This is a genomic window from Herbaspirillum lusitanum (genome assembly GCF_046025995.1).
GTDB classification, from domain to species: Bacteria; Pseudomonadota; Gammaproteobacteria; order Burkholderiales; family Burkholderiaceae_D; genus Herbaspirillum; species Herbaspirillum lusitanum_A.
In genome coordinates this window covers 349047-361076 of the sequence record NZ_JAQQFM010000004.1, presented here as the reverse complement: position 1 = coordinate 361076, position 12030 = coordinate 349047, and the positions used below count along the sequence as shown (strand labels likewise).

Here is a 12030-nt window from a genome sequence, read left to right as displayed (position 1 = left end):
CTGAATCACTACGCGCGAATGTTGCAGTAGCGCCTCAATGAAAAATGCCGCCGTATCTCACGATCACGGCGGCATTTTTTTTGAGCTGCGGCAGCGCGCCGCAAGCTCAGACAGCTTCGATGCTATCAGCCTTCCAGCAGGCTGCGCAGCATCCATGCGTTCTTTTCATGCAATTGCATGCGCTGGGTCAGCAGGTCGGCGGTCGGTTCATCGGAGGCAGCATCGACGGCCGGGAAGATCGAGCGTGCGGTGCGCGTGACGGCTTCCTGGCCGGCCACCAATTGCGCGATCATTTCCTGCGCGTTGGGCGCACCATCGGCTTCAGGAATCGACGACAGCTTGGCGAATTCCTTGTACGAACCCGGTGCCGGATAGCCCAGTGCGCGGATACGTTCTGCGATCAGATCGACGGCCAGCGCCAGTTCGTTGTACTGACCTTCGAACATCAGGTGCAGGGTGTTGAACATCGGGCCTGTCACGTTCCAGTGGAAGTTGTGCGTCTTCAGATACAGCGTGTAGGTGTCGGCCAGCAGTTTGCTGAGACCGTCCGCAATCTTCTTGCGGTCTTTGTCGTTGATGCCGATGTTGATCTGGGTAGGATTTTTCTTGGCCATTTTGACGCTCCTTGTGTGTTCGGTTTTTCGTAAGCGGTTTAAAACAACATGGCGATTCTATGCCAAATCGGGCATGTTCCCCATCCTGTTTCAACAGGTGACTGATTACTTACATGCGGACATTGTTCCTGATCGCAAGCGAAAAAATGCCAATGGGGCCGATAGCCTTGCCGCTATCGGCCCCATTGCATGGGCATGCAGAGATGACGCCGGGCGTCAGGCCGCCCGTTGCGCGCTGCGGTACAGCGAGAGCGACAAGGCCACTGCGCCGAGCGAAGCGATGGCGGCGAACAGGAACACTTGCGGATAACCGAACTGGCCGACGATTAGCCCTGCCAGCGGGCCGGTGAAGCCCAGCGCCAGATCGAGGAACACCGAGTAAGCCGCCAGCGCGGCGCCGCGATTGGCCGGCGGCACCAGATTGACCGCTTCCACACCCAGTGACGGAAACACCAGCGCAAAACCGAACCCGGCCAGTGCTGCGCCCAGCATGGCCACTTCCGGCACGGTCGCCACCCACAGCAGCAGCAGGCCTATGGCTTCGGTGATGAAGGACACCACCGCCACGCGATAACCGCCGAAACGGTTGATCGAATTGGCGAACAGCAAACGCGAACCGACGAAGGCGGCGCTGAACAGCGTCAGCGAGTAAGCCGCGTTGCCCCATTGATGGTCTGCGTAATACAGCGTGATGAAGGTGGCGATGGAGCCGAAACCGATGGTGCCGAATGCCAGGCCGATGCCGTAGGCGAACACGCGGCGCAGCACCAGCTTGAACGACAGGCGTTCGCCCTGGACCACGTCCACGGCCGGCTTGGAGCGCGCCAGCAGGTAGCCGATCGTCGTCAGCGCCAGACCACTCAGACCGATCACCGCAAAGCCCAGCGAACGGTCGAGGATCACGCCCAACGGAGCGCCGATGGCCAGCGCCGCATAGGTAGCGATGCCGTTCCAGGAAATCATCTTGGCGGTATTGTGTGTGCCGACGCGGCCGATGCCCCACATGATGGCGCCGGTGCCGACCAGACTTTCGCCCAGACCGAGCAAGGTGCGGCTGACGATCAGCAGGCACAGGCTGAGGAAGGGCAGTGTCTGCGCCAGCGACGCCAGAAACAGCACCACGCCGCTGGCGGTGCAGAACAGCATGCCGCGCATCACGGTGGCCTTGGGGCCGACGGTATCGATCATGCGGCCGGCATTGGCGCGGCTGACGAAGGTGGCGAAATACTGAACGCTGATACCCAGCCCGGCGATAAACGAGCTGTAACCGAGATCCAGGTGGATATAGCCCGGCAGCACCGCCATCGGGATGCCGATGGCCAGATACACCAGGAAGGTGAACAGTACGGTGGAAAGAATCTGAAGCGTGACAGCGGTCGGTGATAGCGGGGCCGCTGTCGCAGTGGATGGACTACAAGAATCGTCGGACATGATGGGGAAAGTCGGGAGAGGCGCTGCGCGCGCCAGTGTGCGCGTGAACAGCAAGCTGGAATTTTACTCTTCTCGAAAAAATGCTGCAGGCCAGCATGATTTTTGCGCGAAATTAGTCGTTTTTGCGCGACGATGGCATTTTGATAATGCCCTTCGCTGAGATGCGGCGAGTGAGCTCAAGCTCAGGCACGCAAATCAATCCGGGCACAACAGTGACGCCAGTGCGCGCTCCCGCACGGCGCGGTCATAGTCCTTTGCCAGAATCCGCGACGATAAAGCCGCCAGCTCGGCCCGCATGCCGGTTTCGCACCAGCGCCCCTGCAGACGCAGCAAGGATTGCAGCAAGGCCGGCGTCAGCTTATCCAGCACCGGGCGCACCTCGCGCGCCAGATCGGGCGGCGCGGCAAAAGGCGGCAAGCCTTGCGCACGCCATTGCGCATGCAGTTCGCGCTGCACGATCTTGCCGGCATCGAACTGATCCTGAAAGAAACGCCGGCTCCATTGCGGATCGACACCGCTTTTCTGCGCCTGAGCCGCCACCTCATTGAGAATCGCCGCCTCGCGCGCCGGATCGTCGATCGCCGCACCCGAATTCCACTTGCTGCGCGCCACCGGCGTGGCGACGTCCAGCCTTTGTTTCTGCAATTCCAGCAACTGGCGCAGAGCGGCCTGCGTCTGCGCATCGACGCTGCCGGGCCGCAAGCCTGCGCAGGCTGACAGCAGCAAGGCGCAGCAGCCGAGCGCGATCAGGTGCTGCAACGCATGCAGGATGGCGCGCGGACGGCGCAGCGGAACAGTCGGAAACCAGATGGCGCGGATGAACATGGCAGGAAGATCTCCCCTGATGGATCGCGATTCTGCCGGCGAAAACCGGGCGCAGAATCTGAAGCGCAGGAGTATAGCGCATGGCGTTTCACTCTTTTTGACGCTGTCTGCGCAGGGCCGCGCGATTATTGCGCGATTATTGCGCGGGCAATCGGCGGCTCTCGGACGCGCGCCGCCTTATAATCGCAGGATGCAAAATCTCCTCCACAATCTGAATGAAGAACAGCTGGCTGCCGTCACGCTGCCTGCGCAATCCGCGCTGATCCTGGCCGGCGCCGGTTCCGGCAAGACCCGCGTGCTGACCACGCGCATCGCCTGGCTGATCCAGACCGGCCAGACTTCGCAGTCCGGCATTCTGGCCGTGACCTTTACCAACAAGGCCGCCAAGGAAATGACCGCGCGCCTGTCCGCCATGCTGCCGATCAACACGCGCGGCATGTGGATCGGTACCTTCCACGGCATTTGCAATCGCCTGCTGCGCGCGCATTTCAAGGATGCCGGTCTGCCGCAGACCTTTCAGATTCTGGATTCGCAGGATCAGTTGTCGGCCATCAAGCGCATGCTCAAGGCGCTCAATGTCGACGATGAAAAATATCCGCCGCGCAATCTGATGTACTTCATCAACAGCGCCAAGGATCAAGGGCTGCGCGCGAAAGACGTGGATGCCGCCGACGACTACAACCGCAAGTTCGTGGAGCTTTACGAGCTGTACGATCAGCAGTGCCAGCGCGAAGGCGTGGTCGATTTCGCCGAGCTGCTGCTGCGCACCTACGAACTGCTATCGCGCAATCAGCCGCTGCGCGAGCATTATCAGGCGCGCTTCCGCCACATTCTGGTGGACGAGTTTCAGGACACCAACGATCTGCAATACAAGTGGCTGAAGCTGATGGCCGGTCCGCACGGCGCCGTGTTTGCCGTGGGCGACGACGATCAGAGCATCTACGCCTTTCGCGGCGCCAACGTCGGCAACATGTCGGCCTTCGAGCGTGAATTCAAGGTCGAGAATCTGATCAAGCTGGAGCAGAACTACCGCTCGCACGGCCACATTCTGGACACCGCCAATGAGCTGATCGCCAACAACAGCAAGCGCCTCGGCAAGAATCTGCGCACCGACGCCGGCCACGGCGAACAGGTCCGCATCTATGAATCCATCAGCGATCTGGCTGAAGCGCAGTGGATCATCGAGCAGGTCAAGAATCTGATCGCCGAAGGCTGGGGCCGCAGCGAGATCGCGATTCTGTATCGCTCCAATGCGCAATCGCGGGTGCTGGAACACGCGCTGTTCAGCTCGGCGATCCCGTATCGCGTCTACGGCGGTCAGCGCTTCTTCGAGCGCGCCGAAGTCAAGCACGCGATCGCCTACCTGCAGCTGATGGACAACCTGCACAACGATTCGGCCTTCCTGCGCGTGGTCAATTTCCCCACGCGCGGCATCGGCGCCAAGGCGCTGGAGCAACTGCAGGACGCCGCACGCCAGTACAACTGTTCGCTGTATGCCGCCGTGCCATATGTGGCCGGCAAGGCCGGTTCCTCGCTCAATGCCTTCATCAAGCTGATCGAAGGCGCGCGCTTCGAAAGCCAGCACATGCCGTTGCAGGAAATGGTCAAGCTGGTGCTGGAGCGCAGCACGCTGATGACGCATTATCAAAGCGAAAAAGAAGGCGCCGACCGCATCGAAAATCTGGAGCAGCTGGTCAGTGCCGCGACCCTGTTCGTGTCGGAAGAGGGCTTTGGCCTGGATGCGCCGGCCTTCCTCGGCCCGCAGGCGCTGGCCAGCGCCGGTACCGGCATCACGCTGGGCGACGGCATCGAGATCATCGACGCCGATGCTTCGCTGGTGACATTGATGTCGCCGCTGTCGGCCTTCCTCTCGCACGCCTCGCTGGAAGCCGGCGACAATCAGGCGCAAGCCGGTCAGGATGCCCTGCAGCTGATGACGGTGCACTCGGCCAAGGGCCTGGAGTTCGACGCGGTATTCATCACCGGTCTGGAAGAAGGCCTGTTCCCGCATGAGAACAGCGCCAAGGAAGAGGGCGGCGTGGAAGAAGAGCGACGCCTGATGTACGTCGCCATCACGCGCGCGCGCAAGCGTCTGTACATGACGTTTTCGCAGACGCGCATGCTGCACGGTCAGACCCGCTACAACCTGCGTTCACGCTTCTTCGATGAGTTGCCTGAGGACTCGATCAAGTGGCTTTCGTCCAAGGTGGTGAAGCAGCCCAACAGCTGGTTCGCGCATCCCAAGGCGGCGTGGGTGGAAACGCCCGAGTCCGGCAATAACAAGATTGCGCAAGGCTTCAATCGTCAGGGCTCTGAGTGGCGCATCGGACAGGGTGTGGCACATGCCAAGTTCGGCGAAGGCGTGATCGTGAACATCGAGGGCGATGGCGGCAGCACGCGAGCGCACATCAACTTCGGCAAGTTCGGGATGAAGTTGCTGGACTTGAGTGTGGCCAAGCTGGAGAAGGTCGGCTGATGCCTGTATTTCTTCTGGCTGGCAACTGAGCTCTTTGCCGGCTTGCGCTGCTGCCTGTGACCGGCGCTTTGGCCGTCTCTCGCGGTTTCTCATTTACCGCCGGTGACATCCAGGAAGGTGCCGGTGATGAAGGACGCTTCGCTGCTGGCCAGCCACAGGATGGCCCGCGCCACTTCTTCCGGTTGCCCGCCTCGGCCCATGGGGATCGAGTCCTTGACCCGGTCCACCCGCCCCGGCTCGCCGCCGCTGGCATGCATCTCCGTGTAGATGTGCCCGGGACGAATGCAATTGACCCGGATTCCCTCCCGCGCGACTTCCTTGGCGAAGCCGGTCGTGAATGTTTCAAGCGCCCCCTTCGACGCTGCATAGTCGACATATTCATTCGGGCTGCCGAGCCGGGCGGATGCCGATGAGATATTGATGATGGAACCGCCCTGGCCGCTGTAACGATAGGCCATGCGCCTGACGGCTTGCTGCGCACAGAGAATGGGGCCGATCGCGTTGACCGCGAAGATGCGCTGCATGCGCTCGAACCCGAGATTCTCAAGACGCGACTGCGGTGCCAGCACCGCAGCATTGTTCACCAGAACATCCATCCGGCCGAACTTCTGATCAATGGCGGCGAACAATTGAGCGACCTGTTCCGGATCCGCGCTGTCCGCGCGCATCGCCAATGCCTTGCGTCCCAGGGCTTCAATATCGGATATCACTGCGAGCGCTGCGGATTCGCCGGCGATGAAGCTGATGGCGACATCGTAGCCTTGCGCAGCTGCCAGCCGCGCTGTGGCAGCGCCTACGCCACGGCTGCCGCCTGTGATCAGAATGAGCGGAGCGGGAGAGCGTGTATTCATTTGGTAAACCTCCATGCGTTTGAAGAGTGGAAATGGCTGGAATCGTGACTAAGCGACCGGGCCTTCAGGCGAGCGGGAACCGAGGGCTGACAGACTATTGATGTGCGGAGGATTGCCCATGTCGCGTTCAGCCGATGAGGAAGGTGCCGACGGCAATCACCGTACATGCCAGCATCTTGCGCAAGGTCAGGGACTCGCCCAGGAAAAAATAGCCGATCAGGGCAGCGAACAGCACACTGGTTTCGCGCAATGCCGATACCGCCCCCATGGGCGCGCCGGACATGGCGTAAATAACGATGCCATAGGCCAGCAGAGAAACCAGCCCGCCCATGAAGGCGGTCCAGAATCCGGGGCGAACGGCGAACAAACTGCTTGTGCCGCGCAGGCCGATATATACCGCCGGCATCAAGACACCCCACAAGGCGCACATCCAGGCGGTATAGGCCATCGGTGCGCCGGACAGACGCACCCCAATGCCGTCGGCCACGCTATAAGCGGCAATGAAACATCCGGTTCCCAGAGCATACGGCAGGCTGGGAACGGCCAGCCGGCGTCCTCTGAACGCCAGGGAAATAATCCCGCCCGACACCAGCGCGATGCCGAGCAAAGTGGTCGGGCCTGCACTCTCTCCGGCGAAGGCAGATGCTGCGGCGGTGACCAATACGGGAGAAGAACCGCGTGAAATCGGATAGGTTTGCCCCAGGTCTCCGACCTGATAGCTTCTGACCAGAAACAGGTTATAGCCGACATGCAGTCCTGCCGAAAGCGCGGCATATATCCAGCTGGCTTTGGCCGGCGCCGGCAGGAACACGGCGATTGCAGTGCCGGCGAGCGCTACCGCCAGGCACATGACCGTCATGGACCAGAGGCGGTCGACTCCGCTGCGCAACAGCGCATTCCAGCCCGCGTGCAAGAGGGCCGCAAACAATACGAGTAAAACGATGTGGAAGGGCATGCCCCATACTAAGCAGCCCGGCGCTCTGATTAAAGCGAAGTCTCTTCATTGCGACATGAGTAAATCCTCATGTGCTAGCGGTAGGCCTGTTCAGCCTTGCCGGCTTCCGCCAGCAGCCAGTTGCGGAAGCTGACAACGTGCGCTTGCGCCTCGACGCCCTTAGGGCAGACGAAATAGTAGGCGACGGGAGACGCGAACGGCACGTCAAACAATCTGACCAGGCTGCCATCGCCTGTTTCGGCTTCGACATGCCCGCTTCGCGCCAGCGCGATTCCCTGACCCAGCAGTGCAGCTTCAATGGTCATGTTGGTGTCGGCGAATCTGACGCTTTCCTGCAAGGAAGAAATGCCGACGCCCACTTGCTGAAACCAGAGCTCCCATTTCGGCACCAGATCCGCGCCATCGCGCGTCAGCAGCGGGTAGCGCAGCAATTCGGCAGGCTCGCGCGGCGCGCCGAAGCGTTGCAGCAGATCAGGGCTGGCCACCGGGAAAATCTGTTCCCTGAACATGAATTCGGAGTGCAGGCCCGGGTAATTCCCATTGCCGAAGCGGATCGCAACATCCGGTTCGGCGCTGGAGAATTTGATGGCTTTGTCAGTGGTTTCCAGGGTGACCAGGATTTCCGGATGTTGCCGGGACAAGCCCGGCAATCTCGGCAGCAGCCATTTCAGGGCGAAGGAATAGGTGGTGCTGACCTTAAGCCGGACTCTGCCGTTCTGCTCCCTCAGGTCGGACAGCGTGGCTTCCAGTTTCATGAGGAATTCACGCACGATGGGCGCAAGTGCTGCGCCGGCAGGCGTCAGACTCAATGACTTCCCACGCTGGAATAGCTGCAATTCCCAGATCTCTTCGAGATGCTTCAGCTGATGGCTGACCGCGCTTTGGGTGACATGCAATTCTTCCGAGGCAGAGGTGAACGTGGCGTGCCGTGTCGCGACCTCAAAGGCGCGCAAGCTGGCAGTGGGAGGAAGGTCTCTCATGTGATGGCCGGGCGGTGAGTGTTCCGGAAATGAATTTCATGAATGAAAGCTCATGATAGAGCATTCCGGCCGGCCCCTCGTTGATGCGCAAATGCAGGCTTCAGATCACTGCAATCCTCAGGCAGGGGCGTTGCGGACTGGTGATCCCGCCAACGCCTGCACTTCCTCCCAGGTCGCCGCATACGCCCCCGCCCGCGCAGCGGACAAGGCCGCGCAGGCCGCCGCGCATTGCAAATGCGCCTGCACCGGCGCATCCGGCTGCCGCAGAATGCTGGCGATCCAGCCGCCCATGGAGGCGTCGCCGCAACCGACGGTGTCGATCACCTCAACCCGATACGCCGGCTGATCGATCTGCTGCCCGCCCTTGATCCAGCGCATGCCTTTACTGCCGCGCGTGAGCAGAATTTCGGCCTGCGGCGCCAGCTGCTGCAAGGTGGCCAGAGCATGCTCGTCCCCCGGAAACAGCTTCTCCAGATCTTCATCCGAGACCTTCACGTAATGCGACAACGCCAGCAGTTTGCGCATCAGAACGTGGTAGGCCGGCTGATCCATCAGCTTGCGCCAGTTGGGATCGAAGGCGATGCGCTTGCCGCGCTTTGCCGCTTCGGTGGCGATCTCCAGCAGGCGCGAGGCCAGCGGTTCACGCGTCAGGCTGATGCAGCCGAACTGCAAGACTCTGGCCTCGTCCATCCATCCTGCCGGCAATTGCGCCGGGTCGAAATGCAGGTCGGCGCTGTCGTCGCCGATGAAGAAATAATCGGGCGGCGTGGTCGAGGTGACCATCGCCAGCAGCGGCGCTTTGGCGACTTGCTGGGTGAAGCGCAGGTCGAGGCCGGCTTCGCGCGTGAGGGTATACAGCTCCTGGCCGAACACGTCGGTGCTGAGGCTGCCGGCATAGCCGGTCGCCACGCCCAGGCGGGCGCCGACGCGCGCCACGTTCCAGCAGGCGCCGCCGGGCAACGCACGCCATTGGCCGTCGGGCTGGCGGATGAAGTCGGTCAGGGCTTCGCCGAAGATGACGAATTCTGCGGGCATGTGGCTCATGCAAGGTCTCCGTTGCGATTGCTCGTTATTGTTGGCATGGACGGCGCTTTCAGACGCGTGCCGTCGTTGATGTTTAGATTCTTATTGGTCCAGCAGCGCATGTCGTGCGCACACTTCATCGGTCACAAGACCGGTGAGCCAGCCGCCGCGCAAGGCCGCGCGCACAGCCTCCGCCTTCTTGCTGCCGCCGGCCAGCGCGATGACCGGCTTGTCCGGCCGCGCATTCAGCGGCGGCGTGGTGATGCGCGAGGACAGCGACGAACGCAGCAGCTTGCCCTGCGCATCGAAAGCGTGGCAAATCATTTCGCCGACCGCGCCTTGCTGCTGCAACTGCGCCACTTCGGCATCGTCGATGAAGCCGTCTTCGTGCATCGCGCCCTGCAGCGCGATGGTGCCGATGCCGAGGAAAGTGACGTCGGCTTTCTCGGCCAGACCGGTCACGATCTTGTAGGCGCGGTGATTGCACCATTGCTTGCGGTCGGCCTCATTCTCGGCGACGCGCGGCGCCGGCAGCAGATAAAAGCGCGCCTGCAGTTTTTCCGCGGCCAGCAGGGCGACGTCGTAGCGATTGGCCGAACCGTCCGAGGCGAAGGCGCCGATCATCGACACGATCTGATGCTGCGGCCGCTCCATTTCGCTGATCTTTTCGATGGCGGCCTTGAGCGTGCGGCCGGAGCCGACATTGACGATCAGCGGCATTTCGCGGCCGAGATATTGCTCCATCACTTCGGCGCCGGCGACCGCCAGCATCTGCTGCACTTCCTGCGCTTCACGCGGATTGGCATCATGTGCGCCGCCGCCGGCGGCAGGATCGACTGCATTCGGCACCACGCTGCAGACCTCCAGGCCATAGCGCTGGCGCAGGCCCTGCGCCAGTTCCAGGCAGGACGACACCGGATGCGTGATCTGCACCTTGACCAGATTCGAGGCGCCGGCGTAGGCCACCATGCGCTGCGCCATCTGGCGCGAAATGCCAAGCCGTTCGGCGATTTCATTCTGCGTGTTGCCGGCGACGTAATACATCCACGCCGCGCGTGCGGCCAGATCGAGTTTGGATTGGCTGGATGACATCGATTTCCCTTTTTTGCTGCGGACGCCCCGTGATCTGATTCCGCCTGTTATGTATGCAGGAACGGGAAAATCCCGTGATCCCACATTGTAAGGCGGCGGCTGATCTTGCCGGTTTTGCGTGCTGCATGGGTCTCATTATTGCCAAATTTAAGCATTTGCTCAATCAAAAGACAAATGCTTGACTTTATTTTTGGGATGTCTGATTATTTGCTCACAAAAATATTATTTGCTCAAAACAAAGCCGAAGACAGACACGAAAAATCGCGATGCGGAACACGGTGTTCCGCTGCAGCAGCGATGGGAGGGCGTGTCGTCAGGCATAACGGAGACAAGCATGCGTTCCAACGCCCGCGTTTTACCACGTCGTTCTGCAATCACGATCGCACTGTTCGCAACACTAGGAACACTGGGAACCCTCGCCGCTCTTGCAAGCGGCGCCGCTCAGGCAGAGCAGGTCACGCTCAACATTGCCTCGATCAATAACCCCGACATGATCGAGCTGCAAAAGCTGGCGCCCAACTTTGAAAAAGCCAACCCCGACATCAAGCTGCGCTGGGTGACCATGGAGGAAAGCGTGTTGCGCCAGCGCCTGACCACCGACATCGCCACCAATAGCGGCCAGTTCGATCTGATGACCATCGGCGCCTATGAAGCGCCGATCTGGGCCAAGAAGGGATGGCTGGCGCCGATGACCGGGCTGCCGGCCGATTACGACGAAGCCGATCTGATCAAGACCGTGCGCGAAGGGCTGACCACCGACGGCAAGATGTATGCGCTGCCGTTCTACGCGGAAAGCTCGATGACCTATTACCGCAAGGATCTGTTCGCGCAAAAGAAGCTGACCATGCCGGAAAAACCGACCTGGGACGACATCGGCAAGCTGGCCGCGCAGCTGCATGAGCCGGCCAAAGGCGTGTACGGCATCTGCCTGCGCGGCCGCGCAGGCTGGGGCGAAAACATGGCGCTGATCGGCACCATGGTGAACGCCTACGGCGGCCGCTGGTTCGATGAAAAATGGCAGCCGCAATTGAACACCCCGGAATGGAAACAGGCGGTCGGCAACTACGTCGAACTGATGCGCAGATACGGTCCGCCGGGCGCCAGCTCCAACGGCTTCAATGAAAACCTGGTGCTGTTCTCCAGCGGCAAATGCGGCATGTGGATAGATGCCACGGTGGCTGCCGGCATGCTGTATCACGGCAAGGACTCCAAGGTCTCCGACAAGACCGCCTTTGCACCGTCGCCGATCGCCGCCACCGATAAGGGATCGCACTGGCTGTGGATCTGGTCGCTGGCGGTGCCGAAGTCGTCCAAGTCGCAGGATGCCGCCAAGAAGTTCGCCGCCTGGGCCACCTCCAAGGAATACATCCAGCTGGTCGCCAAGGATAACGGCTGGAGCCTGGTGCCGCCGGGCACGCGCATGTCGACCTATGCTTCGCCCGAGTACAAGAAGGCATCGCCTTACGCCGACTTCGTGCTCAACGCGATTCAGACCGCAGATGCCAACAGCCCGACGCTCAAACCGGTTCCCTACACCGGGATCCAGTTCGCCACCATTCCGGAGTTCCAGTCCATCGGCACCGTGACCGGTCAGGCGATTGCCGGTGCGCTGGCCGGCAAAAGCACCGCCGACGCTGCACTGCAAGCCTCGCAAGCACAGGCCGTGCGCATGATGCGGCAAGGGCGTTACTTCAAGTAAGCCGGGTCTGCAGAGCGGACGATGGCCGGCTCCACGCGCGGCATCGTCTGCCTGATTGCGCGCCCGCCTCTTTTGCGGGCGCCG

General features: G+C 61.3%; 10 protein-coding genes. 2 read left to right on the top strand and 8 right to left on the bottom strand.

All coding sequences use genetic code 11. The features are described from left to right. Nucleotides 1–125: 125 nt before the first annotated feature. The 3 genes from PQR62_RS10235 to aroQ all read right to left on the bottom strand — a co-directional run bounded on the left by PQR62_RS10235 (nt 126) and on the right by aroQ (nt 2870). Nucleotides 126–614, bottom strand: a complete 489-nt coding sequence (locus tag PQR62_RS10235) for a Dps family protein (protein WP_408157482.1) — start codon at nt 612–614, stop codon at nt 126–128. Between the two features lie 216 nt (nt 615–830). After that, nucleotides 831–2045 (bottom strand): MFS transporter, encoded by a 1215-nt coding sequence (locus tag PQR62_RS10230; RefSeq protein WP_408157480.1) that lies wholly within the window; start codon nt 2043–2045, stop codon nt 831–833. Nucleotides 2046–2240: 195 nt separating this feature from the next. Continuing rightward, nucleotides 2241–2870, bottom strand: a complete 630-nt coding sequence (gene aroQ / locus PQR62_RS10225) for a gamma subclass chorismate mutase AroQ (RefSeq protein ID WP_408157478.1) — start codon at nt 2868–2870, stop codon at nt 2241–2243. Nucleotides 2871–3060: 190 nt separating this feature from the next. Here aroQ and PQR62_RS10220 point away from each other — a divergent pair, with 190 nt between their 5' ends. Continuing rightward, on the top strand, nt 3061–5346 hold the full coding sequence (locus tag PQR62_RS10220; protein ID WP_408157476.1) for a UvrD-helicase domain-containing protein: 2286 nt from the start codon (nt 3061–3063) through the stop codon (nt 5344–5346). 89 nt (nt 5347–5435) lie between these two features. On the opposite strand, the gene PQR62_RS10215 is transcribed toward PQR62_RS10220, so the two are convergent. The 5 genes from PQR62_RS10215 to PQR62_RS10195 form a co-directional block, all read right to left on the bottom strand. Further along, nucleotides 5436–6197: an SDR family oxidoreductase gene (locus PQR62_RS10215; RefSeq protein ID WP_408157474.1), complete on the bottom strand. Its 762-nt coding sequence runs from the start codon at nt 6195–6197 to the stop codon at nt 5436–5438. 127 nt (nt 6198–6324) lie between these two features. Further along, nucleotides 6325–7152, bottom strand: a complete 828-nt coding sequence (locus PQR62_RS10210) for an EamA family transporter (RefSeq protein ID WP_408157472.1) — start codon at nt 7150–7152, stop codon at nt 6325–6327. Nucleotides 7153–7226: 74 nt separating this feature from the next. After that, the gene (gene gcvA, locus PQR62_RS10205) at nt 7227–8132 is read right to left on the bottom strand and encodes a transcriptional regulator GcvA (RefSeq protein WP_408157470.1); all 906 of its coding nucleotides are present in this window, start codon (nt 8130–8132) and stop codon (nt 7227–7229) included. Between the two features lie 117 nt (nt 8133–8249). Next, nucleotides 8250–9176 (bottom strand): carbohydrate kinase family protein, encoded by a 927-nt coding sequence (locus PQR62_RS10200; protein WP_408157468.1) that lies wholly within the window; start codon nt 9174–9176, stop codon nt 8250–8252. An 81-nt stretch (nt 9177–9257) separates the two neighbouring features. After that, complete coding sequence (locus PQR62_RS10195; RefSeq protein ID WP_408157466.1) at nt 9258–10247, bottom strand: sugar-binding transcriptional regulator; 990 nt, start codon at nt 10245–10247, stop codon at nt 9258–9260. 334 nt (nt 10248–10581) lie between these two features. Here PQR62_RS10195 and PQR62_RS10190 point away from each other — a divergent pair, with 334 nt between their 5' ends. Continuing rightward, nucleotides 10582–11946 carry an ABC transporter substrate-binding protein gene (locus PQR62_RS10190; RefSeq protein WP_408157464.1) on the top strand — a complete coding sequence of 455 codons (1365 nt, stop codon included), beginning with the start codon at nt 10582–10584 and terminating at the stop codon, nt 11944–11946. The last annotated feature ends 84 nt before the right edge of the window (nt 11947–12030 follow it).